20 protein-coding genes are annotated in these 23,549 nt (G+C 39.0%); 7 read left to right on the top strand and 13 right to left on the bottom strand.

The annotated features are described in order from the left end of the window. Window positions 1–153: 153 nt before the first annotated feature. The 4 genes from OLW01_RS01320 to OLW01_RS01305 form a co-directional block, all read right to left on the bottom strand. Window positions 154–549 (bottom strand): DUF3465 domain-containing protein, encoded by a 396-nt coding sequence (locus OLW01_RS01320; protein WP_268074838.1) that lies wholly within the window; start codon window positions 547–549, stop codon window positions 154–156. A gap of 347 nt (window positions 550–896) precedes the next feature. Continuing rightward, window positions 897–1,433, bottom strand: coding sequence for a CC0125/CC1285 family lipoprotein (locus OLW01_RS01315; RefSeq protein ID WP_268074837.1), 537 nt, complete (start codon window positions 1,431–1,433; stop codon window positions 897–899). A 16-nt stretch (window positions 1,434–1,449) separates the two neighbouring features. Then, a complete protein-coding gene (locus tag OLW01_RS01310; RefSeq protein WP_268074836.1) occupies window positions 1,450–2,235 on the bottom strand; it encodes an anti-sigma factor family protein in 786 nt (261 codons plus the stop codon). Next, on the bottom strand, window positions 2,232–2,726 hold the full coding sequence (locus tag OLW01_RS01305; protein WP_268074835.1) for an RNA polymerase sigma factor: 495 nt from the start codon (window positions 2,724–2,726) through the stop codon (window positions 2,232–2,234). The genes OLW01_RS01310 and OLW01_RS01305 overlap by 4 nt, the downstream gene beginning before the upstream one ends. A gap of 150 nt (window positions 2,727–2,876) precedes the next feature. Here OLW01_RS01305 and OLW01_RS01300 point away from each other — a divergent pair, with 150 nt between their 5' ends. Then, a complete protein-coding gene (locus tag OLW01_RS01300) occupies window positions 2,877–4,268 on the top strand; it encodes a S8 family serine peptidase (RefSeq protein ID WP_268074834.1) in 1,392 nt (463 codons plus the stop codon). Window positions 4,269–4,327: 59 nt separating this feature from the next. Here the strand turns inward: OLW01_RS01300 and OLW01_RS01295 are convergent, their stop codons facing one another. Together OLW01_RS01295 and OLW01_RS01290 are read right to left on the bottom strand one after the other, a co-directional pair. Further along, the gene (locus tag OLW01_RS01295) at window positions 4,328–5,239 is read right to left on the bottom strand and encodes a hypothetical protein (protein ID WP_268074833.1); all 912 of its coding nucleotides are present in this window, start codon (window positions 5,237–5,239) and stop codon (window positions 4,328–4,330) included. 77 nt (window positions 5,240–5,316) lie between these two features. Beyond that, window positions 5,317–6,180, bottom strand: a complete 864-nt coding sequence (locus OLW01_RS01290; protein WP_268074832.1) for a hypothetical protein — start codon at window positions 6,178–6,180, stop codon at window positions 5,317–5,319. Between the two features lie 132 nt (window positions 6,181–6,312). Here OLW01_RS01290 and OLW01_RS01285 point away from each other — a divergent pair, with 132 nt between their 5' ends. After that, complete coding sequence (locus OLW01_RS01285) at window positions 6,313–7,587, top strand: GGDEF domain-containing protein (protein WP_268074831.1); 1,275 nt, start codon at window positions 6,313–6,315, stop codon at window positions 7,585–7,587. On the opposite strand, the gene OLW01_RS01280 is transcribed toward OLW01_RS01285, so the two are convergent. Then, complete coding sequence (locus OLW01_RS01280) at window positions 7,584–7,943, bottom strand: hypothetical protein (protein WP_268074830.1); 360 nt, start codon at window positions 7,941–7,943, stop codon at window positions 7,584–7,586. The two genes, OLW01_RS01285 and OLW01_RS01280, sit on opposite strands and share 4 nt — an antisense overlap. Before the next feature lie 263 nt (window positions 7,944–8,206). Here OLW01_RS01280 and ccoG point away from each other — a divergent pair, with 263 nt between their 5' ends. From ccoG to OLW01_RS01265, 3 genes are all read left to right on the top strand, one after another. Beyond that, the gene (ccoG, locus tag OLW01_RS01275) at window positions 8,207–9,652 is read left to right on the top strand and encodes a cytochrome c oxidase accessory protein CcoG (RefSeq protein WP_268074829.1); all 1,446 of its coding nucleotides are present in this window, start codon (window positions 8,207–8,209) and stop codon (window positions 9,650–9,652) included. Window positions 9,653–9,767: 115 nt separating this feature from the next. After that, entirely contained in the window at window positions 9,768–10,766 is a 999-nt protein-coding gene (locus OLW01_RS01270; RefSeq protein WP_268074828.1) for a serine/threonine protein kinase, read from the top strand. Between the two features lie 72 nt (window positions 10,767–10,838). Next, complete coding sequence (locus OLW01_RS01265; RefSeq protein ID WP_268074827.1) at window positions 10,839–11,456, top strand: thiol:disulfide interchange protein DsbA/DsbL; 618 nt, start codon at window positions 10,839–10,841, stop codon at window positions 11,454–11,456. A 118-nt stretch (window positions 11,457–11,574) separates the two neighbouring features. On the opposite strand, the gene OLW01_RS01260 is transcribed toward OLW01_RS01265, so the two are convergent. Next, window positions 11,575–12,729 carry an iron-containing alcohol dehydrogenase gene (locus OLW01_RS01260; RefSeq protein ID WP_268074826.1) on the bottom strand — a complete coding sequence of 385 codons (1,155 nt, stop codon included), beginning with the start codon at window positions 12,727–12,729 and terminating at the stop codon, window positions 11,575–11,577. A gap of 159 nt (window positions 12,730–12,888) precedes the next feature. Here OLW01_RS01260 and OLW01_RS01255 point away from each other — a divergent pair, with 159 nt between their 5' ends. Then, window positions 12,889–13,788, top strand: coding sequence for a LysR family transcriptional regulator (locus OLW01_RS01255; RefSeq protein WP_268074825.1), 900 nt, complete (start codon window positions 12,889–12,891; stop codon window positions 13,786–13,788). Between the two features lie 197 nt (window positions 13,789–13,985). Here the strand turns inward: OLW01_RS01255 and OLW01_RS01250 are convergent, their stop codons facing one another. Next, complete coding sequence (locus tag OLW01_RS01250; RefSeq protein WP_268074824.1) at window positions 13,986–14,516, bottom strand: outer membrane beta-barrel protein; 531 nt, start codon at window positions 14,514–14,516, stop codon at window positions 13,986–13,988. A gap of 365 nt (window positions 14,517–14,881) precedes the next feature. Between OLW01_RS01250 and OLW01_RS01245 the strand changes: the two genes are divergently transcribed. Next, entirely contained in the window at window positions 14,882–18,019 is a 3,138-nt protein-coding gene (locus OLW01_RS01245; protein WP_268074823.1) for a CRTAC1 family protein, read from the top strand. 133 nt (window positions 18,020–18,152) lie between these two features. On the opposite strand, the gene OLW01_RS01240 is transcribed toward OLW01_RS01245, so the two are convergent. The 4 genes from OLW01_RS01240 to OLW01_RS01225 all read right to left on the bottom strand — a co-directional run bounded on the left by OLW01_RS01240 (window position 18,153) and on the right by OLW01_RS01225 (window position 23,528). Next, complete coding sequence (locus tag OLW01_RS01240) at window positions 18,153–18,710, bottom strand: YbhB/YbcL family Raf kinase inhibitor-like protein (protein WP_268074822.1); 558 nt, start codon at window positions 18,708–18,710, stop codon at window positions 18,153–18,155. 115 nt (window positions 18,711–18,825) lie between these two features. Continuing rightward, a complete protein-coding gene (locus tag OLW01_RS01235) occupies window positions 18,826–19,362 on the bottom strand; it encodes a DUF924 family protein (protein WP_268074821.1) in 537 nt (178 codons plus the stop codon). A gap of 183 nt (window positions 19,363–19,545) precedes the next feature. Next, window positions 19,546–21,516, bottom strand: a complete 1,971-nt coding sequence (locus tag OLW01_RS01230; RefSeq protein ID WP_268074820.1) for a sulfatase-like hydrolase/transferase — start codon at window positions 21,514–21,516, stop codon at window positions 19,546–19,548. Window positions 21,517–21,971: 455 nt separating this feature from the next. Then, a complete protein-coding gene (locus tag OLW01_RS01225) occupies window positions 21,972–23,528 on the bottom strand; it encodes a sulfatase family protein (protein ID WP_268074819.1) in 1,557 nt (518 codons plus the stop codon). Window positions 23,529–23,549 lie beyond the last annotated feature (21 nt).

Genomic DNA, 23,549 nt, shown 5'->3' with positions numbered 1-23,549 from the left:
TCCTCAGCTATGGGGTTTATGCAAAGGAATTTAACGCAGCCCCGTAAAAAAGACCCTTTGAAACATATTCATTAAATCGAATTTAAGTTAGGTAGTAATGTGAGTTAGTTACAAATTAATCTGGCTGCTTAATTTTATACTTTTATTATAAAATTATTGATACATTTTACCGTTATGCTTTAACCACCCGCCAACATGACGACCTGCTGGATCATGATGAGTCCAATGAACGACCCCTCCTTTTTGATTCCATTCATATTCGCCATAAAATTCAACACTATCCCCTTTAGCTATTGAATCTATTCTCCCCGCCAGGTCGATATTATGTGCAATCAGAATGGTTTGCCCGGATAACATCTTTAGAATAAATTTTTGATGACGCGAGCCTTGATTGTCATCTTTCAGTATCCGAATAACAGTGCCACTGCCTTTAACCTGCACATCGCTCTGATGGTTCTCATAGGCAGATTTAACTGAAGCGGCTTGAGCCAAATTAATTGCTTGTAATAAAACAAATACAATAAATAGCGACTTAAAGAATTTACTCATTTGCAAAACCTTCCCTAGTAATTTGATAGATCATTCATTAAAAATTAAATAGATTAAAAATTTAAGCTAACTGAAAATTGCTGAATATTAGAACATATGGTTAGAATTTACTAATACTTGTTGCAATTTACCTTACCTACAAAATTACCTACATAAGTCAGGCATTATATAATTAAAGAAAGTTGGGAGGAACGTAGTTAAAGTATTGAGTGCAGTATTGAGTAGAACGCAGAGTAACTATTGATTGACGCTAGATGGGGCATCTAGCGTTACTTACCCCACCCACGCCAAAGTATTTTAAAATGAAAAGTTGAAATGTGTAGACAGCTACATTATTAATAGTACTTTTAATCGATTTTATAATTGGCTTTAATATTGGTCATTAATTCGCCTGCAGGGTAACTGTCAGCCGTTTCAGGTTCAGTGCCTTTGCCCATCTTAATTTCAATAATGCTTTCAATTACTTTGCTCTCATCGCCAAAATTAAGCCCAATACCAACACTACTGCTCGGTCTTGAATGAGTACTACAACCTAAAACACCACAAGACCGATAAATATCACGACCTGTGCTCACACCGACACTCGAACGAGGGCCCACTGACTTTTGGTCAATCAGAGTTTCTCTTGAATTCACCACAAACCATTCATAACCTTGTTGTTTTGTTAACTCAGCCGCGCGTAATAAAGCAAAATCCATCACCATTAATTTATCATCTCCTCTGGTTTTAAAACCCACTCTGTATCTGTCTGAGGTAATTTTACTATCTGTGTAGCCATAACCTGAGTTTTCAGCTGGTTTGTACTTAGGGCCAGAGGCGCACCCAATCAGCCCGATTAAAGTTAAGGTCACCATTAAAAATGGTTTAAATATAATAGTCTTCATCGCTTTTCCTTTTTAATTAATATTTTTCTGATGTGGACCAATCGTTTTTAATGGCTTGTTGCTCTGCCTGCCGATTTAAAAACGAACCTTGAGCCATATTATCAATAGCTTGTTTTAATACGCCATTTGCAGAGGCCGTTTGATATTCTGCCTGCAAATTTTGAGCCTGATAAAAGCTAGCGGTCAGTTGCCATTGGCTATTCATTTTACAAGCTATATTGTTTTGAACTTGCGTTTGGTTTGAAATTTCAAATTGCCGACAATATTGGCCTTGTTTGTTTTTAAAGCTTAGTTTGGCCTGTAGCTGATTACCAGCTAAATTAATGACTTTGTTACTGGGTTCAACATTTAGAACATTATTAATTTGCGACCAATTTGCCATTGTAAATGGTGATTGTGATTCCACGGGCTTGGTCATATAAAGTTGAGATAAGCTCATACCAGCCAGTAAAGCCACACTCGCAGCCATAGCTAACTGTGATTTTGACGAGCGTTTAAACGACTGCCAAGCCGATAATTTAACCACTTTATCATTACTTGATGATGTATCTTGCGAATCATCAGGTAATGCCGCTAACATCTGCTGTAAGGTTTCAGGCAAAGGCCGCTGATTAATTTTAGCATAATGCTCAATAATTAATTTATCAGCTAAAGCGAGCTCTTCAACTCGGCTAACTAAACTATCATCCGTTGCGATACACTCTCGAATTTGCTCCATCTGAGCATCATCTAACTCGGCATCTAAAAAAGCACTTAATTGTTCATCCGTTATTTCAGTATTCGGTTTTAAAGGGGTACTCATGCCAATTCTCCTTTGCTTTGATCATGGCGAATTAACTTGTGTAAACTCACTCTTGCTCGTGCTAGCCGACTCATAACAGTACCAACAGGAATCGCTAAAGTTTCAGCCACATCTTTATAAGAAAAACCTTGCAATGCGACTAATGAAATAATCGACCTTTGCTCATCAGGCAAAATATCCATTGCCTGATTTAATTCATTTAAACTAATTTGACTGGTTTGTTCGGCTTCGCCGTCCACTATCTGGTATTCGGTTAGTACCTCTGAAAACACAGCGTTTTGCCTGACTTTTCGTGCGCGGTATTCATCTATCCAAATATTACGGCAGACTTTAAACATCCACTTTTCTAACATTACATCATCCGGCACACCTTTATCTAACAATCGCTCTACCGTATTTTGCAATAAGTCATCCGCATCATGCTGATTACCTGTCAACGAAAAAGCAAATCGTCGAATCATAGGGATTAACCGGATTAGGTCTTTTTTCATTATAGTTTCTCGTAAATAAGCGTCATCATTATTAAGTTAACGGTTTAAATTTTGATTTATTCCAATGTTTTTAAAATTTTTTACGGAATAAATTCCCCTGCTTAAACGTTCTTTATACTATGGTATAACCAATAACTGTTAAAGAGCATTATGAATTTAATTAAACTAACGCGTTTGGCGTTACTCGCCAATATACTGTTAAGCCATGTTAGCTATGCTGATTTAATTGATAGCCAACTAGATACATTAGGCTCGATTGAACAATCGCTTGACGCTGAAATTATATCGCCTGATCTACCTGTTATTAAACCGATTCAAGACGCTGACTTACCTACAAAAATAAATACGCTTGAACAAAAAATAGAATCTCAACACTTAAAAACACTATCTAATAGACTCAAAAAATTACCTGCTCAGCTTAATATTAAAAATAAAAAAGGTGAAACTCAGTTTATTGAAGTAAACGTTGAAAATGGTTGGCGTGCGGTCAAACAAGAGTGGCTCGTTATGCTCAATACCGTTGAGCTTGCTGCATTAAAGCAGCTTAGCCAATCGGTTAAGCTTAACATTATTGAGCAAACCTATTTTAGCCAACTTAATACCACTCTGGTACGTTTTAAAGTAGATAGCTCGCTTGATAGCTACCTTGCGCTGAAAAAAATACTACCGACTAGTTTGCTTAATAAATTGGATAGAAACCATATTTATAATGCGCAAAAACAAAGTCCGCCACCTGCAACTGAGCATTTAAAACCAACCGATTCAAAAGCTTCTATTTGTCCAGCGCCGGTTAGAGTAGGCATGTTAGATACAGCTATCGAATTAAACCACCTAGCCTTTAAAAAAAGTAAAATAAAACAACAACTTTTTCTTACAACGAATATCCCACAGCCTAAAGAACATGGTAGTGCGGTCGCAGCCCTATTCATTAGCTCAGCTAAAAAAGTGCCTGCTTTATTACCTAATGCGCAGCTTTATTCTGCTGGTGTGTTTCATGCACAAAGCACTTATGCTCAAGGCGCAACCGTGCTTAATTTAATCAAAGGAATTAATTGGTTATTGTCACAACAAGTCAGTGTTATCAATATGAGTTTAGCTGGCCCAGATAACCAAGTGTTAGCACAGGCCATCTCACAGGTGTTAAAAAAAGAAGTGGCAATTGTAGCCGCCGCAGGTAATCAAGGCCCAACGGCTGAAGCTATGTATCCAGCAGCTTACTCAGGCGTAATTAGCGCAACCGCAGTCGATGCCAACCAGCAAATTTATCGCTGGGCAAACCAAGGAAGTTATATCGATTTTGCGGCATTAGGGGTGGCGGTTAAAACGGTAACAATAGACGAAACATTAAATGGTTTTGGCTTACAAACTGGCACCTCAATGGCTGCTCCTGTCGTAAGCGCATTTGTCGCCTGTGAAAAACACAAACATCCAAATTATTTAGCCCACCTGATTTCACTCGCTCAAGATTTAGGCAAACCAGGTCAAGATTCTGTGTTTGGTCATGGCTTGTTATCCATTAACCCTACCAAATCATTTTTTTAACTTTAATTGCCCTACCCCAATAAATATAGAGCAACTAATCTAAAGCTAAATAAGCGCTTTTAATATTTAAAAGCCTGCCTTAGGCTCACCGATGCTAATTGCTCGGTGTAATCAGCGCTGGCGATATTAGACTGATAATCTGCATATTCAAGTTTAGTATGTAAACTAAAAATTGAGTTTAAATTCAGTTGCCATAATAAGTGTGCTGATTGACGAATATCGAAACGTTTTTGCGCTATGCTGGGTGTGACATGTTGGTAATCTCGTTCCAAGTAACTTAATGCTAGCTGTATTTTTTGAGTTAACCCCCAAACTTGATACTGATGAGAGTATTGGTTTTGCAAACGAAACTCATCATAATCGAATGTCTTATCATTAGCTGACTGGCTGTCTGTAGATAAACTCAACGAAACAAAACTTTTAGCTTGATTAAAAAAGATAAAACCATCAGCCGAGGCACCTATAGCATTGGCATCTCGCTGACTAACCAGAGCGAATGATTTGTGTTTAAAGTGAGTCGCTAAGCGGAAAAAATAACGATTATTAATAAGCTTACTGCCATACAAACTGGCTTGCTGTAGCTTCAAAAATGATTTATCTGCTAAATCGGCATCGGCCAAAAAATACTGAGTACCCAATTTAAAATGAGATAAGTTTTTACTCACATCCGCCGATATTTGATTAATGGTTAAATCAAACTCATCGTATTTTTGATACTGCTTGGTCGAATACGCATAACCTGCTTTTACTTGTACGCTTGGACTAGCCTGCCAATTTAAATTAGCTTTACCTTTAAATTTTACCGCAGTGTCTGATTGTTCAGTGAGTTGATCAAGTTCAATAACACTTAATTGGCTATCGTACTCTAAACCCGAAGATAACGAAAAATTAGTATGAATTGATTCGCTTGAAAACCCATCAAAGCTCAATAAAGAAATGGCTAAACTATAAAGTTTAATTTGAATATTCATTTTGTACCTCGTCACTCAAATTAAAAGCTGAAAAAACCAGTAACCGACACGCAGCTACTGGTTCGCAATGATGAAAATTAAAGCAACCCATTTTCGCTTACTGTGCTTTCCAGCGTATTTTCTACTGAACTTTCCACACTAGTTTCAATGCTATTAGTTAATTCATTTGCAACCGATGCATTCACTTGATTACTGACACTATTTTCAGCTGAACTTTCAACGCTTTCTTCTGCGGTTAAATTTAAAGCTTGCGAAATATTATCTGAAACAACTTGATTAACGACTTCCGTTGTCACTTGCTCTGCGACCTGAGCTGATACTTGATTTCCAACCGCTAAACCAGCATCAATAGCAGCATTGGCTTGCTCAGATACTGAACTTTCAATAGTAGAACTCACTTGCTGTGAGGTTTGTAGCGCGGTATCCGCACTAGTGTGTAGTGTTTGTGATACATTTTCGCCAAGCGCAATACTTTGCTCATGAAGAACATCTGTGGTGGCTTGTAGTTGACCATTAGTATTACTTATTAATTGAGCGTTAGATTCAGCTGAGCCTGCTCCATTGACCTGAGTTGAATCAGGTGTATTCTCATCTAAAGTATCAGTGTTTAAGCTACTGTCTGCTGAGTTATTGTTTATTGAGTTATTGTCCGTTGAATGAGAGCCCATTGAGGTAATGTTCATGCCGTTATTTACAGTTGAGCTTGATTCAGCATCAGTTTGCGCAACAGTTTCTGAATTTGCCGAATTAAACTCTGTTGAGCTTTGCATGTCTGATTCTGAACCAACGGTTAATTGAGACGCGGCATTATTCTGGTTCGCTTCAATTTGGTTTTGCGAACCTAATTGATAACTACCACTAATACTGGTTTGTGCCATCGCAGACAATGAAGTAAATGAAATAGCGGCAAGCAGTAAGCTGGTGTGAGTTAAATTATTCATAATTAAATCCTCTTGTTTTGCGTTAATGTCATCCAGTTAACGAATCAAGATTACGATTTATTCCGAGCTAATTTATTAACACTTTTAGAATGTGACAGGGTTCACAAAAGATATCAGCTAGTGATATTCTCCTTGCTAAATAAAATTGCGAAAACTGAGGTTCGAGTGCAACTGTTTGTATTTTTTCCTTTAATTTTGATCATTGGCCTGCACTGGATCGCACCCGAATTTAGCCAATTTTTAGCCAGATCATTTCCGATTGCTGTCTATTGCCTACTTGTTTTAACGATTTCATTGTCGGTATTAATGCGGCAATGGCGTTGGTTGTATAGCCTAAGCTTAATTGCTAGTCACTACATTGTGGTGCAAAATACCTTGCAGCAGCCTTTAGAAAACCCACAAGCTGCAGCTATTTACTACTTTTTGCCTATTATATTTAGTGTGCTAATACTCGGTTTAGAGTTTATTAAAACGCCCCAACTACCAACCAGAATAGGGTTTGCCTTTTTAAGTGGATTATTCCTGCTACCACTTTGCATGCAATGGCTCGGCTTAGAAAGCATATTAATAACACCAAATACGCCTGGTTTTTTCATTGAACCTATAAATGAAACCGCTCGGTATAGCTGGTTTTTCTTATTAATGGTGGTCACTATTAGTTTAAGCGGTGTTGCTTTCTTATACTTACGTCACTCAAATAATCAAGAATATAGCCAGTTTGCCGCTTGGTTTTCTATCATGCTGTTTTATATTTATATTGAACAAGCACACATGTCTGGTTGGATGACACTTGCCGCTACCTTCTGTTTGCTGGTGAGTTTATCCGGACAAATGCTCAAACTCGCTTATATAGATGAATTGACCCAATTACCTCAACGACGAGCCTTATTAGGCCATTTAAGTCGTTTAGGTAAACGCAGCGCTGTCACTATGCTGGATGTCGACCATTTTAAAAAATTTAATGATACTTGGGGGCACGATGTAGGCGACCAGGTACTTAAACTTATAGCGTCAATATTATCTAAAACCCGGGGCGTAAAAGCATATCGTTATGGCGGTGAAGAATTCACGTTAGTTTTTAATCACGATGATCCTGAAATTATTGCTGAACGATTAGAGTACATCCGGGCGCGAGTTGCCAATTACCCATTGGTTTTTAGACAATCCAGCCGGCCCAAAGATCACCAAACCGGAAAGCAAGCCCGTGGGCATAACAATGTTGGCAAAATATTACATGTTAGTATTAGTTTAGGTTGTGCAATAAGACGCCCTGGCGAACATACCGAGCCCTTATTAAAACGAGCTGATCAAGCATTGTATCAAGCAAAAAATGCAGGGCGTAACCAAGTTACATTTGCAGATCAACCTCTAGCTCGGGTTGATTTAAAACATACAAAATTAAGTTAGGGTGTGTATACTTCTTTTGCTTTTTCACAGCTTACATACAAATTAGCTTGCGTTAATTTAGGATGGTACAGCTTAGCTTCAAAGCAATAGTCCGTGACAAAGTGATTAAATTGAACTTGGTTTTTCGATAACTCATTAATAAAAGCTTTTTCATTTTCGGAAAAATCTTCTCGCCAGTATTTCATTTTATAGGCGAACCGCTGCGCGCTATTCCGTTGCTTTGGTGCAGCCGTATCTGACGCTAAGTGCCAAACTTTATCGATACTTTCATCTTTAAGTTTTTGAAACTCAGGTGTTTTCCAAATTTGTATAGCCGCCAGCAGCAAAAATGACCAGAAAATTAATTTTTTAATCATTACTACCTCTAAAAACGTAACGATAACGAAATAAACAAAACCTAACTCACTATACCATAAAATGAATCTTGCTCAGTAATTAGAGCATTAGCTTAAATCAAACAAACAAAGCATCCAATCAATATTTTATCCTAAGTAAAGCGGTTAAATTGATCTAGCGCATGGCAGTCCAAATTAGTGCAATTATGTTTCGCCTCACCCTGCCCTTCGCGTTATACTTAGTCCATTCTATTCGTTTGTAATATTGAGATTAGAGCAACCTAATGAGTGAGCAAATCAAAGTAAAATCAGACACCTCTCCTAATTCCAGCAACCCCGTAAAAATTCAACCCGCTAAAACTAAGTCTGATGGTGCAGGTAACGCAAGAAACCGAATTTATGTTAGAGCCGTAAAAGGCATATACCAAAGTGTTCGCCAGCGAATGGGGCTGGTATGCATGTTATCATTTTTAATTTTGCCTTGGTTACAATACCAAGGGCAGCAAGCCATCTTGTTTGATTTAGCCAATCAACAATTTCGTATTTTTGCCGTTACGTTCTGGCCACAAGACTTACTCCTATTAGCCTTTATTTTTATTATTGCCGCCTTTGCACTTGTGTTAGTGACTACCTTTATTGGCCGCGTATGGTGCGGTTATATGTGCCCTCAAACCGTCTGGACTTTTATTTTTATTTGGTTTGAAGAAAAAATAGAAGGGACAAGGCATCAACGAATGAAGCTTGACCAACAACCTATGACAGGTAAAAAAGCGTTTAAAAAAATAGCCAAACACGCTTGTTGGATAGGGTTTAGTTTGTTCACCAGTTTAACTTTTATTGGTTATTTTGTTGAGATAGGTCATTTGTTCATCGACTTTTTTACCTTTTCTGCTGGGTGGCTAGTCAGTTTTTGGGTGCTATTTTTTACCGTTTGTACCTATGGTAATGCAGGCTGGATGCGCGAAATTATGTGTACCCATATTTGCCCTTATGCCCGATTACAATCAGCCATGTTTGATAAAGACACTTATACCGTGGCGTACAATCCAGCTAGAGGTGAAAACCGTGGCCCAAGATCACGCAAAGCCGACCCAAAAACTCTAGGTTTAGGTGACTGCATTGATTGCAATTTATGTGTTCAGGTGTGTCCTACCGGGATAGATATTCGTAACGGACTGCAATACGAATGTATAAATTGCGGTGCTTGTATTGATGCCTGCGATGGCGTAATGGATAAAATGGGTTACCAAAGAGGGTTGATTAGCTACACCACAGAGCGCCAACTATCAGGTGGATTTACCCGTCTGTTCAGAACTAAATTATTTGCTTATAGCATTATTTTAGTTGTGCTCATTGCCTTGTTTACAACAACACTCTTGTCGCGAACGCCTTTTGATTTAGATATTATCCGAGATAGAAATCAATTATTTAGAGAAAACTTTAGTGGTGAAATTGAAAACACGTACACCTTAAAAGTACTTAATCAATCACAAACCACAGTTACCTATCATTTATCACTCAGTGAATTAGCTAGTGAATATAAATGGATTGGTGAAAAATCAATTACCGTATCTGCCGGTCAAGTAGAAAGCATCCCGGTTACTTTAGCAGTTGATCCCAGCTTATTAAGTGATACCCGAAATGATTTCTATTTTGTGATTACCATGAAATCAGGGCAAGACAAACCAGTTACTCTGTACGAAGAAAGCCGTTTTTTTAAAGGCCGTTAATTTAAATAAGCATTTAACCCCTAAACCGAGTTAAATGCTTATCTCAGTAATCTAAACTTACCTTTATTACTAGGCTTGTGTATTATGGCTTTTATTTTTTGATTAAAGACATTCTATGCAAGCCGATTCACTTGATAACTTTTCTTTTGCTTCACTCACTCCAGACCATATTTTAGATGCGATAGAATCTATCGGTATACGCCCAGAATCAGGTTTAATTGCCCTAAACAGCTATGAAAATCGGGTATATCAATTTATTGCAGAAAATAACAAACGGTATGTGGTCAAATTTTATCGCCCTGCCCGCTGGACTCAAGCACAAATTTTAGAAGAACATGAATTTGCTTGCCAACTCGACGAAGCAGAAGTGCCTATGATAGCACCGCTTAAAATAAACGACCAAACCCTGCACCAATTTAATGGTTACCTATTTTGTGTGTATCCAAGTGTGGGTGGGCGCGCATTTGAAAACGACAATTTAGAGCACTTAGAATGGATGGGCCGATTTATAGGCCGCATTCATTTAACCTCAAAAAAGCAGCTATTTAAACACCGGCCATCGATTGGTACAGAAGAATATTTAGATTTAGCCAAACAACATATTATTGATAGCAACATGGTGCCACCCGCACTAGAAACTGCCTTTATGACCATTTTAGAGCAGTTAATTATTGAAACAAAAAAACGTTTTAAAATGGATAATTTATCACAAATCCGATTACACGGAGATTGCCATGCCGGTAACATACTGTGGCGAGATGGTCCCCAATTTGTTGATTTAGACGATGCTCGAAACGGCCCTGCAGTACAGGATTTATGGATGATGTTATCCGGTGATCGCCCCCAACAAATTCTACAACTCGACACCATGTTAGAAGGCTATCAAGAATTTAGCGATTTTGACAATAAAGAGCTTCACCTAATTGAACCTTTACGTGCCATGCGCATGGTGCATTACATGGGTTGGATAGCTAAGCGCTGGTGCGACCCTGCATTTATTCACAGCTTTTCATGGTTTGCTGAAAGTAAATATTGGGAACAGCAAATATTATCGCTTAAAGAACAACTTGCAGGGCTTTATGAGGAACCATTAAGCTTGATGTCAGGTCTATGATACGATAACTTTAACATATACGCTTGCTGGGGAAACCTAGTTAACTGCAACAATAAGTCTATTGGAACAATTATGAAAAAGATTTTAAGTTTTATTTTTATTTTATTCGCTCTGCCTTTAACAGCATGCGCAGATACCGAATTTAAAGAAGGTACACATTACGAAGTTTTAAATAAACCAGCCACTAGCCAACCAGAAGTAAAAGAGTTTTTCTCTTTTTATTGCCCCCACTGCTTTGCATTTGAGCCAATCGCCGATGACATAAAAAAACAATTACCCGCTAACGTCGATTTCAAACGTAGCCACGTTGACTTTATGCCTAGAAACAACCGCGAAGTTGCAACAGGCTTGGGAAAAAGCTTAGCTGCGCTAGAATTAATGAAAGCAGACAAAGAAGGTGTATCGGCTTTATTTAAACATCTTCATAAAGACAGAAAACAATTTAGCTCAATGACAAATGTACGTTCGGTATTAGCCGACGCAGGCATAGATCCAGTTAAATACGACTCAGCCTACAACAGCTTTATTGCAGCGGGCCAAGCTAACCAAATGAGCTCAGACCAAAAAACCTATAACATCCGCAGCGTGCCAACGCTGGTTGTTAATGGTAAATATAAAGTAAAATCAAGTGGCTTAAAAAACGAAAAAGAATATGCAGAAGTAGTGCTATTTTTACTTGAAAAGAAATAAGCTAAAAAAATAAATTAATAAACAAAAACCCCAGTTGTGTTGCCACAACTGGGGTTTTTGTTAAATCAGTTAAACTTAATTTGCAAACTTAACCTAAAAGCTTAGTGAGCAGCTAAATTTATAAAGCAAGCTTTAAAATAGCAGTCACTTTAGTTAAATCAATATCCTGATGCTCACCTAGTTGAGTCATGCCGTTTTTCTCAAGGTTAGTCACGACTTGCGTTATCGCACTTTCAGTTAAATCATAATCCGCTAAACGCGTTTTAACTTTCATTTGCTCAAAAAAGTTTTGTACAGCCTGAATTGTTTTATCAATTTGTACCGCATCATCAGACTCATTAATCGCAAATACACGCTGACCTAACTGTTTTAATTTTTCAGCTTTTTTATCACGCTGAACGTACATTAGCGATGGCAATACAACAGCTAAGGTTTGTGCATGATCTAAATGATAAATAGCAGTTAATTCATGTCCTATCATATGAGTAGACCAATCTTGTGGCACACCCTGACCAATTAATCCATTTAATGCCATAGTAGCCGACCACATAATATTGGCACGGGTGTCATAGTCTTGAGGGTTTGCTAACGCTTTAGGCCCCTGTTCAACTAATGTTTGCAAAATGCCTTCGGCAAATCTGTCTTGTAGTGGTGCATTAACTGGGTAAGTTAAATATTGTTCAATAACATGAACAAACGCATCTACAACCCCATTACTGATCTGCTTTTCAGGTAATGAATAAGTATAAACAGGATCCAAAACTGCAAACAAAGGCTGCACTAAAGGTGAAGTAAAAGGCAATTTTTGCTGAGTTGATTTACGTGTAACGACAGAGTTGCCATTACTTTCAGAACCCGTTGCCGGTAAGGTTAATACACAGCCTAAAGGTAAAGCTGATTTAACTTCACCGCCTTTAGCTAAAATTTCCCAAGGATCACCATCATAGTTAACCGCAGCTGCAATAAACTTACCGCCATCAACAACACTACCGCCGCCTACAGCTAAAATAAAACCGATAGATTCTTGCTTAGCTAACTCAACTGCTTTAATAAGTGTTTCGTAACTAGGGTTTGCTTCTACCCCTGAAAATTCAGTTACTTCAAAGCCATCGAGCAAATTAATGACATCATCGTAAATACCATTTTTTTTAATCGAACCGCCGCCATATAAAAACAAAACTTTAGCATTGTTAGGAATGCGACTACGGGCTTCATTGATTTGCTTTTCACCAAATAAAATTTCGGTCGGATTTTTATAAGCAAAGTTAAGCATATTTTTCATTCCTCTTTAAAGATTTTAAAATAAAGGCCATCAATTAAACGATGGCTTTGTGTCTGTTTGATTGCACTGAAATCAGTATATTAAAGTTTAAGTGGATAAAGAATTCAGTTAATCTTGCATTAGGTATCAAAAAACTGATAGGTCGTCATAATGTCTTACTTTGCTCAATTAAGAACATTTGTTGAAGTTTATCGCAGCGGCAGTATTTCACGCGCGGCAAACAACTTAAATGTATCTCAACCCTCTGCCACATCACATATTCAAAGTTTAGAAACTATGGTGGGCCAACCGCTGTTTATTCGCAAAGCCAGAGGGGTGGTTGCCACACCCACGGCTCATGATTTGGCACAACAGGTGTCCCATCATTTTGACGCAATCGAAAGAAAAATTGCCTCTGTTAGAGGCCGAGGTAACGAGCTCCAAGGCACTATTAATATTGCAGGCCCGGCAGAATACATTAGCTATGTCGCTTCTGCGCAGCTCGCTAATTTATTACAGGCAGGTCAAGTTAGAGCAAATATTCATTTAGGTAACCGAGCTAAAATATATCAAATGCTAAGTAATGGCGATGTTGAACTAGCTATAAGCGCCTCTGTGCCAGACTCAAGCCAATTTGACTATCAAATACTTGACCGAGAATCTTTAACTTTAGTTGCAAACCCATTTACCGCAAAGCAAATTTTAAATAATGAAATTAGTGCGGAGCATTTATCTTGCTTCCCAGTGGTTAGTTACGATACTAACCTGCCATTAATTAGAGAATATTTTGCTCAAACATTTAATGCCCAGTGCCAATCAGAGATAGCCGCTTTATGCCCAGATATACGCGCATTAAAAGGCTTAGTTAAAGCTGGTTTAGGCTACACAGTACTGCCAGATTACTTGTGTGACGATGCCATAAAAGCAAATCATTTGGTTAAATTGGGAATTGATGGGCCTGAAAATTTAATTTATTTAGTGTGGCGAAAAGGGGCTTTGTCTAACCCAAGAGTTGAGTATGCTCAAGATATTTTGCTCGCATTTTCAAATATCAACCAACGAAATCGTTAACCAAAGAAATCACTAACCTCAACTCGAGTTAGCAGTGTGGTTATAAACCACAAAAGCCGTGATCAATAAAACCTTAAATAGCTTTTATTGATCACGGCTTTTTTCTATATACAGTTCAAAAATAGCAAGCAAAACAGCCTGTATTAAACTGTACCAATTAGCAAAAGTTAGCGCCTTAGCTGCGTTATATTCATAAATTAAAAATATTTAATAACCCCCAACTGATAACCATTTACCTCAGCGCCATTTTCATCAATATAATTCATATATTCTAAATTAGCTAAAACCTTATCGCTAAGCCTAAGATCAACCCCAACCCCAAACGACACATCCGATTCAGATTCAGACGAATCACCTAACGAACTTGTATAATCAAACGAGCTACGGGTGTAACCTGCAACGGCATACGGGTAAATAGATTGAGTAATAGGCACCCCAGCTCTAATATATGCACCATATAAACTGGCTAAATCAATCTCAGTACCCATTGTAGTATCATCTTTAATGCTTGAACCTAATCTCAGCTCTGCTGAAAAATTAGGGTGAAATTGAGAGCCAATACGACCTACCAAGCTGGTCAGGTTTACTTCGGCAAAATCTTCATCAGCAAAAGCAGACTCTGAATAATTCGTTTTAACAACCCCAATACCTGCATACTTATCAGCTATCGCAACACTGGATAAAACAGATAAACTCACGAAAGAAATTACCTTATAAAAACGATTCATGGCGTACTCCTATTACTTACTAGCTTAAGTTTAAATCTATACCAAGAAAACAAAAAATAACAAAGTTTGCCCCTTAAACTGTGAACCCGATAAAAAAGCGCTGTTAAAAGTCAGAACAAGTTCAAACTTTAACGTCTAAAAAGCGGTCGTTATAAGCATACTTTTAACTTTTGGATTGATGATTGTATATAAACTCAACTCGGTTTAATGAATTAACTGATCCAATTCGCGCTATATACATAAGGCCGGTACGCCTCCCAAAAACCAAAAAACCACATATTGTTTACAATAAACTGTAACATGTATTTTTATTTATAAAACAATAAGGTATATTTGTAAAAAATATCAATAAATTGGAATTAAAAATGTTTGCTCACTTAGTAAAATTTCGCCTTCGCAAACTGGTATTGGCATGTGCTATTTCAACCGTAGCCGCCTGCTCGGCTCCACAAAATCAGGTTGTTAACTCTGTAACCACTGCCCCTATAAAGTTAGATACACGCTCGGTACAAACCCTTAATGTAGAGGTTGAGGCGCATTTAACCCAAAGACTAACAGTCACACTTGAAAACCCGGCAAACTATGCAAACCTGACCATTTTATCGGGTAGCCAGATACTAGCTGACAGTTTAAATATTCCCACGTCTGGCCGCCATACGGTTAACGCACTCGTTCAATTTAAAAATACCGGAACAACTGAGATCTCGCTATTAGCCGAAAACGCAAATTTAGAAATTTACAGCATTGAACTGAGCCCAGTTAAAGGTGTCGACCTACCCACATTTAGCGATATTTCGGTGGCTGCCGGATTAGATAAAGTAAGTTCTATAAAATATGGTGGGCCGACAATTGCCGACTTTGATAATGACGGCGATTATGACTTTGTTGTCAACAATCATAACCTGGAGTCTAGCAAACTGTATTGGAATCAAGGAGAGGGTACGGTTAGTAAACATCATAAAGATTTATCTCGCTGGTTTATGAATGATCTACATGGGACCGCAGCCGGAGACTATGACAATGATGGTGATTTAGACTTAGTGGTAACCCAAGGTGGCGGCGTTGGCAAAAACCCTTCAACTGCTAATTTTTATCAAAACAATAACGGCGAATTAGTCTTGATGACCGAAGATGTTGGTATAACCAAAGGGGGCCGTGGGCGTGGTGCAAAATGGTCTGATATGGATTTAGATGGTGATTTAGATTTACTTTTGTTTAACGAAACCAGTCTGCACGGAGATAAACCGCAGCACTTTTTTTATGAAAACCTAGGCAATGCAAAATTTAAGTTAAAATCAGTGCCAGGCATACAAGATGTGCATCCATCGCGCGCAATTGTAACCGACCTAAATCAAGATAATATCGATGATATTATTTTTTACAGCCCCTTATCAGTTTGGCAAGGCAACGGTGATTTTACCTTTACTGATATTAGCGGGCAGTTTCCGGTTGAGGTAACAAAGTCAAAAGGCACAATCGCAATTGCAGACATTGATATAGACAATGATGGCGATTTAGATCTTTACATGACTGGGGGTGAATCTTATGGCCAAAACCCAACCAACGCCCCCATGTTTGACTTTGATGCGCTAAAACAAAAACTCTCTATTCGTAGCGAAGGTAAACCCGGAATTGAATCATTTAACTTTACAGCCAAAGGTAACGTAAAGTTTGCTAATTACGAATTTTCTGCCAGAGCCATTCAACGCAGTAAACAATATCCAATTTATGTAGGTAAAGATAAACAGCTAAAAGCCGTTGATCAAACAGACACCTTTATTTTAGATCCAAAAAATTCAACCGCTTGGCCTACCGATACCTCAAAAAGTGGGTTGTATTTAGGTTACTTAGGCAACGGCGAATGGAAAGCCATGTTAGTGCGCGAAAAGCATTTATTTTGGAATTACAGCTTTTCGTTATACGGTGTAAATTCTGCCACACCTGATTTTGAACCGGTCAACCGTAATCAGCAAGATCTTTTATTACGTAACGATCAAGGACAATTTGTTGATGTTTCACAAGAATGGAAAATTCCGTTAGGTGGTAAAACCAATGGTGTGACTGTGGGTGATTTTAACAATGATGGTTTACAAGACCTGCAACTTTACCGCTGGGGCAAAATTAGTGACCGGATATCAGATCTTATGCTGTTAAATACCAAAAAAGCTCAGTTTGAAGTAACCAGTATGCATAACGCCAGCAACATAAACAGCGCAGGCCACGGCGATATGGGACAAGCGTTTGATTTTGACTTAGACGGCCGTGTAGATTTATTAAATGGTGATGAATCGGGTGAATGGTATTTATATAAAAACCAAACTGAAAATCAAAACACATTTATTAATGTACGGGTGGGTTATTCACCCAAAGCGAATATAGACCCTATTTCGGCGCGAGTCACAATAACCACAGACAAAGGTATTGTTTATAGCCGACGTGTGGGCTCAGCTGGCGCCATTTTCTCACAAAGCCTGCTAAATATAGTCCATTTTGGTTTAGCTGATACTAAGCGTATTCAGTCGGTTAAGGTGCGCTGGCGCAATGGCGAAACACTCGAGTTTAACAATAAAACCGTTAACCAAATGCTAGATACAGATAAACGAGATCCGGCTCAAATCGCCTTTGAATCAGAACAGTTTGAGATCCGTAAAACGAGCACAAGAAACCTTAAACTTAACTTTATGCCAAACAATGCTGATCAATCCGTTCGCTGGCAATCAGCTAATTCAAAGGTTTTAAAAGTTAACCAGCAAGGCCAAATTACCGCAACCGGGCAAGTGGGTGATAAAACCGATATTATTGTGACCAGCCAAGCCAACCAAACAGTTGCACGAACAACAGGTACCATTACCAAGTGGCAGCCTGTAAAGGTAAAATCGATTGATGTATCGCTTGATAAATCTTGGTTATGGGTTGGCGAAAAACTCAAAATTAACACCAGCATAAAACCTGAATATGCAGACAACAAAATGCTTAACTGGCATACGAGCACGCCTGATATTATTAAAATTTCTAGCGAGGGTGAACTCGCAGCACTGGCACCGGGCCAAGCTGTTATAACGGTATCGGCTCAGGGCAATAACGCCATCAAAAAACACATAGAGCTAGAAGTTAAAGATAAAACGCCCGCTTCTATCAATATAATAAATGAAGATTTTTATCAAAACAGTACACACCACGTAGGAGATACTTTAGTTGTGAAAGCTGAATTTCACGCAGGCTCAGGCCATAAAGTGATTCTTGCGGACCAAGGCGGGCTGCGTTTTTGGTTACGCCACTTTGAATCAGAATGGATACCCGTTAAAGATGTCATTTTAAAAGATGCAAGTGTCGTTGGCCAAGAATCAGGTGAGGTAGAAATGGCAGTTTCATTAAAAGACTTAACGCCTTCAGATGAATTACCTGAAGGACACTTTTATTTACTGGGTGTTTCTTTTGCGTCCAGCAATGGGCAAATTTATAACAAAACCATTTACCCACTTAAAGTTGCCGCGCCTGAATAAATGAGCTGGCAACAATGAATTAAATGGGTTTCAATATCTGGCTCGCTAAAAAAGCAAGCATAGGCGTATGCTCTATGCTTGTTCAAATCAAAAACTGGCTGATCAAACAACGAACCAAACTCAATAAATTTGGTTATTTTCGCTTGTACAATGATTCAATGGTACTTGATTCAATGGTATTGGTATTAATCATAAAACCGGCCAAAGCACCAGAAGCGCCTTTTGGTAAATCTAGCTTTTCAACCGACAAAGCATACACAGTAAAACGATACCTATGCACACCATGTCCGGCAGGCGGACAAGCGCCGCCAAAACCTTTGCTGCCATAATCATTTGCTACCTGAAAACTGCCTTTAGGTGCCAAATTTTTTGTGGTACTGCCAGCGCCAGTCGCTAGCTCAGATACGTTGGCGGGAATATTAACGATTTGCCAATGCCACCAGCCACTACCGGTTGGCGCATCTGGATCGTATGCCGTAATGGCAAAACTTTTAGTGCCCTTTGGCGCATTAGACCACTTAAGGTGTGGTGATAAATCGTCCCCGTTACAACCAAACCCATCAAATTCCTGAGTTTTGCTCATAAACTCACCCTGAGCAATATCATTGCTTGATAATGTTAATGAGCTTGCTTGAGTTGCCGCTGAGATACTCAGTGATAATAAAGCAATAAGTTTTAGTGATTTAAACATAAATTCCCTCTGATTAATTGCGGTTAACTGAACAATGCCCTCAACTTACATTAAATTGGCTGTTGATTAAATTGTTGTGGCGGTTAGCTATTTTATTTAGGTTTTACCGAATTAACTAAAAGCCTGAGTCTGGCGTTTTTAAAAACGACTGCTCTTCTGGTGCTGAAACTCGCCCCAGAATTTTATTCCTATGTGGATACCTGCCAAACCTGTCAATAATCGCTTTGTGCTTAAGCTCAAAATGAAGGTTTTTTTCGATCCCCAATTTAGTATAAAGCTCAACTGCCACTTTATGAATAAAAGGCGATTCACTATGCATATAGGGCATATACATGAAACTGCGCTGTTCTGGGGTTAACTCATTATCAAAACCCCGATTTATAGCTGACTGAGCCAGTGCTAAAGCCAAACTATCATAAGCGAATGATTGGGGTTTATCTCTGTAAATGTTCCTGGAAAACTGATCTAATACAATAATTTCAGCCAAACAGCCCAAAGCAGAATCACGCCACTGATACAGTTCACAGTTAACGGCACGATCGTGCAATGCCAAAAATCTTTTTTTCAACTGTAAGTCAAACTCATCACTTTTTGCAAACCAGCTTGATTGATTAATTTCTTCAAACCAAAACTTAATCACGTCCATATACATAAGAAACCGCCTAAATCATTATAAAACCAGAATTGAGCAAAGCCGGATACAAAGTAATTTATACCGGTGCCAATTAAACAGCGGTTAATAACAAATTAACCGCCCCAGCAAAAAAGCACAACTTATTGGTTTAATAATAGTCTATCTGCCCCGCTTGGGGCGAAAATACGTAGGCCACAATCGCTATTGCAACAGGTTTTTATATTTACGCGGCTGTCGCTTTTTAGGTTTTATTATCTTAAGTCGCAAATCTTTAATCAGCGCCTTACTTTTATCAGCTGCTACCCGGGCTATTACTCTAGAAGTACCATCGCCGTTAGAGCGAGTACTGTATTGTTGAACCACGCCATCGGTCTGCCATTTTTTCCCATCAATAGTGCCTTCTATTATAAAAAAGTAATCATAACCCAGCACATCATTGCGCTGAAAGGCAAGCCCTACATATTCACCTTGCGCATCACTTACTTCAATCAAATGAGGTTTCTGTTGTGCAGTTGGTGAGTTTGGATCGGTTGGATTTGTTCCAAACACAAATTCGTGAAAATTGTCGATGCCGTCCCCGTCAGGATCATCAGTGGCATTTGAAACTGCATATTGTTTTTCAAACGCATCCGATAAACCATCACCATCGCTATCAGCTGGCGGTAATGGCGCTTCTGAATCCGTATTATAAAGATCATATTGAGCTAACATTGGCTCAAGCTTGGCTTTTTCAGCCAGTAACATGGCTTTATGCTCACCTTCTGGAAGATCGTTAATTTTAACAAAACTGTCGTAGTCAGCAGGCGTCTTGGTTGCATCGTACCAAACACCGTGCCCATCCTTGAGTACCTTATCATTACGTATCATTTGAGCATCAAGGCGCATCGCATAAATGTAATCGCGGTGCTTGTCAGTTTTTTGAGTCAGGTATGGCCACATGCTTTTTCCATCCAGTTTGTCATAACCTTCGGGAAATTCGAAGCCCATTATGTCGGCCAGTGTGGGTAAAACATCGGTCAAATCAGCCTGAATATTCTGCCGCCCCTGAACCAGTCCCTCTACACCTGGTGCATAGATCATCATTGGCACATGAGGACCTTTTTGCCGATTAATAGAAGCTTTTCCCCAGCCCTGCGTGGCATTATCAGCGGTGAATATAATCACGGTGTTTTCAAGTTCGCCCATATCCTGCAGCTTTTGAAGGTACTGCCATAATTGGTAATCAAGATACTCTAAGTGATAGCTAATCCCCTCTGGGGTAATATTTTTTGTTTTATAAGTGCCATCTTTTTGCGGAATATATTTAGCGTCTGCTCGGGTGTAGGTTCCAAACTTGCCTTCGTCTTCGTTATATGAAATTTCAGGTGTGGGTACCCACTGTGTTGGGTTGCCTTTAACAGCAGGATCTCGTGCCGTATGACCTAGATGAGGAGTGTGGTATACAAAAAATGGCTTGCCCGATGCTTTAGAACGATCCATAAAATCAAAAATGTATTCCATTTCTAGATCCGGCGCATAATCATTCAATGTGGTTTTAACATATTTATACGGCTCAGCAGGATAATCTGGATGATTGATTAACTGTATTTCCGGCCACCAATAAAATGACTTATGATCCCAATGTTTGGGATCAGCGGTTCTAAATATTTCATAAGGGTTCTCATTAGGGGTTCCAAACGGGTTCCACCCTGCGCGTTTAGTTTCGGCAGGATTAAACACCCCTTCATTAAACCCCATGCTAAGCAAATCAGCTCCGTCGGTGTTATGCGTTTTCGAAACCCAAATATTGGCATAACCTGCATCTCGGCTCATGTTTCCAAGCGTAATTGGTGCGCTTTGATAGGCTACGTATTGAGTATGACTATTGGTGCCCATGTGGCTGTTATCCCAATACTTATTTTGATGCGCATAAGTGCCATTCATAATTTGAACACGTGTAGGCTTACATATAGTACTGGCCCAAACCGTTTCAATAAAACTACCACCCTCGGCCGCTATCTTATCCAGTACAGGTGTTTTGGCCCGGCGATCGCCATACCACTTGGTCGACTCATACATCGGAAACTCTCTGGCACTGATATCGTCCGCCATAATCAAAATAACATTCATTGGTTTTGCCGCAACATACCCAACTGAAAGTATACTTAATAGCGCTAGTAATACTTGCTTCATACATCCTCTACTCATATCAACTTACTTAACAGAGCTAAGAATATATGAATTCACTAAAATTGTTTAACTTTTTTTATATTTAAAATTCAATGTTTATATAAATATTTTAAATAACTAAAGTTACATATCCAAAATAATCTATAAAATTTTTACATGGCAGATATGCCTTGTGCGCGATCTACACGCTGTTTAATTTTATCGTAACGTCAAGTTCGCCGCGCGACACAATCAAAATATAGAATGGATGACAAAAATGTTATTAACGCATTTATTGTTTAATCAAAAATAAAAACCAGCGAGCTCAAAGAAAAAACAACTAACTAACTGTCTTTATGAACTTTTATAGATGGCTGTCATTGATTTTTTTAGAAAATTAATGCCGCTCACTCTTAAATGAGCGGCATTACAGTCAAACGGGGCTTTTAGTCATTACTGATTCTGGACCAGTGGCAAATCTAATTAAGATATTTAGGGGCAGTCGGTATTTTAGACTGACGAATTTTAAGATATTCGTCGCGCATTTTTTTGGCGCGCTGCGCTTCAGTATCAACTAGATTTTGTGCTTCCAATTCGCGAATATTATCCTTTAGATTAAATAGTGCGATAGGTTCAAACTCATCTAGTTGATAGTTACTCTGCATGATCAACTTCCAATCGCCCTTAACATAAATCGCTTGGGTTTTACTGCCACCTTGCAAAAACATACGTTCACGGCTAAAAAAGTCACCAGACTGGGTTAATAACGGAAGCAGGTTATTACTATCAGGTGCTGCTTTTTCATCTAACGGCACGCCAGCTGCAGCTGCGATTGTTGCCAATAAGTCCTGAACAACCACTGCCTCGTCAGAGATCACGCCGCCAGATATGCCATTTGGCCAGCTAGCAATATAAGGGGTTCTGTGCCCGCCTTCATAAGGCAGGTTTTTTGAACCTCGATAAATACCACTGGTTTTATGACCGGCCTGAATGCTTGCTCGTTTCATTAAACCGCCGTTATCTGAGGTAATTAAAATTAACGTATTTTGATATTCCCCCCGAGCTTTTAAGGCTGTAACCAGACGCTTTATTTGCAAATCAAGTTCTTTAACCATATCTAAATGCTCTGAAGGTGTGGCGCCTGCAATCTGTTCACCATCAAAAGTTTTTGGAGGCATATGTGGTATATGCACCATTGGGCTCGCATAATAGAGAAAAAATGGCTCATTAGATGTGCGCTGATTGATAAAGTCGACTGCTTTTTGCGAAATGACATCTCCCATTTTTCGCGTATCCCAGTGGCTGTCACCCATACCTGGGCCCTTATCGCTGACAATTTTAGGCTCTATAGCGGATGTTTTATCCAGATAAGTAATTTTAGAATCATCAGTAAGCGGTTGCCACTGCTGGTTTTCATAGGTTAAATAAATCGGGCCTTGGATACCTGTGGGTAACATATAGCTATAGTCAAAACCTAAATCATTCGGGCCGCCGCCAACCATTTTAGTTAAGTCTATTTTTTCCTGTTCTTTGTAATCAGTGCCCCGGTAGATTTTATCTGAATCTTTTAACAAATAATCCCCGCCCAAATGCCATTTACCAACAAACCCTGTTGTATATCCACCGCGTTTAACAGCTCGTGCCAAGGTCATATCCTGGCTTTTAATCGCATTGGGTCTAAACGTATTCCAAACACCCCAAGGGGCATAAGAGCGATAATTATTATTGCCACTTAACACTGCGTAACGAGTGGGAGCACATAAGGCAGTTGCTGAATGACCATTGGTAAACCAAACACCTTGATTGGCAATGCTGTCAATGGTTGGGGTTTCAACCACAGGCTTTTTACCGCTAAATTTTTGGTGATAAAAGCTAACGTCACCCGAGCCTAAATCATCGGCAAGGATCACAATGATATTGGGTTTTGCTGTTTGTTTATGCGCTGCCGGTTGTGACATGGGCGAAGTTGCGGTTTGGCTACATCCGAGCGCTGTCAGTGCAAATGCAGCCGACAATAAAGTTAATTTTATTTTCATCGTATTTCTCAATTGTTTTGT

Source organism: Catenovulum adriaticum, from assembly GCF_026725475.1.
Lineage (GTDB): Bacteria > Pseudomonadota > Gammaproteobacteria > Enterobacterales > Alteromonadaceae > Catenovulum > Catenovulum adriaticum.
The sequence above is the reverse complement of the archived record's forward strand: the minus strand, read 5'-3'. Positions and strand labels throughout refer to the sequence as shown.

Bases quoted from the DNA above. Each gene is read 5' to 3' on its own strand.
- OLW01_RS01315 (WP_268074837.1), bottom strand. From the start codon at position 1,433: ATGAAGACTATTATATTTAAACCATTTTTAATGGTGACCTTAACTTTA.
- ccoG (WP_268074829.1), top strand. From the start codon at position 8,207: ATGAGTGAGCAAATCAAAGTAAAATCAGACACCTCTCCTAATTCCAGC.
- OLW01_RS01225 (WP_268074819.1), bottom strand. From the start codon at position 23,528: ATGAAAATAAAATTAACTTTATTGTCGGCTGCATTTGCACTGACAGCG.
- OLW01_RS01310 (WP_268074836.1), bottom strand. From the start codon at position 2,235: ATGAGTACCCCTTTAAAACCGAATACTGAAATAACGGATGAACAATTA.
- OLW01_RS01250 (WP_268074824.1), bottom strand. From the start codon at position 14,516: ATGAATCGTTTTTATAAGGTAATTTCTTTCGTGAGTTTATCTGTTTTA.
- OLW01_RS01295 (WP_268074833.1), bottom strand. From the start codon at position 5,239: ATGAATATTCAAATTAAACTTTATAGTTTAGCCATTTCTTTATTGAGC.
- OLW01_RS01300 (WP_268074834.1), top strand. From the start codon at position 2,877: ATGAATTTAATTAAACTAACGCGTTTGGCGTTACTCGCCAATATACTG.
- OLW01_RS01240 (WP_268074822.1), bottom strand. From the start codon at position 18,710: ATGTTTAAATCACTAAAACTTATTGCTTTATTATCACTGAGTATCTCA.
- OLW01_RS01255 (WP_268074825.1), top strand. From the start codon at position 12,889: ATGTCTTACTTTGCTCAATTAAGAACATTTGTTGAAGTTTATCGCAGC.
- OLW01_RS01245 (WP_268074823.1), top strand. From the start codon at position 14,882: ATGTTTGCTCACTTAGTAAAATTTCGCCTTCGCAAACTGGTATTGGCA.
- OLW01_RS01230 (WP_268074820.1), bottom strand. From the start codon at position 21,516: ATGAAGCAAGTATTACTAGCGCTATTAAGTATACTTTCAGTTGGGTAT.
- OLW01_RS01260 (WP_268074826.1), bottom strand. From the start codon at position 12,729: ATGCTTAACTTTGCTTATAAAAATCCGACCGAAATTTTATTTGGTGAA.
- OLW01_RS01305 (WP_268074835.1), bottom strand. From the start codon at position 2,726: ATGAAAAAAGACCTAATCCGGTTAATCCCTATGATTCGACGATTTGCT.
- OLW01_RS01320 (WP_268074838.1), bottom strand. From the start codon at position 549: ATGAGTAAATTCTTTAAGTCGCTATTTATTGTATTTGTTTTATTACAA.
- OLW01_RS01235 (WP_268074821.1), bottom strand. From the start codon at position 19,362: ATGTATATGGACGTGATTAAGTTTTGGTTTGAAGAAATTAATCAATCA.
- OLW01_RS01270 (WP_268074828.1), top strand. From the start codon at position 9,768: ATGCAAGCCGATTCACTTGATAACTTTTCTTTTGCTTCACTCACTCCA.
- OLW01_RS01290 (WP_268074832.1), bottom strand. From the start codon at position 6,180: ATGAATAATTTAACTCACACCAGCTTACTGCTTGCCGCTATTTCATTT.
- OLW01_RS01265 (WP_268074827.1), top strand. From the start codon at position 10,839: ATGAAAAAGATTTTAAGTTTTATTTTTATTTTATTCGCTCTGCCTTTA.
- OLW01_RS01280 (WP_268074830.1), bottom strand. From the start codon at position 7,943: ATGATTAAAAAATTAATTTTCTGGTCATTTTTGCTGCTGGCGGCTATA.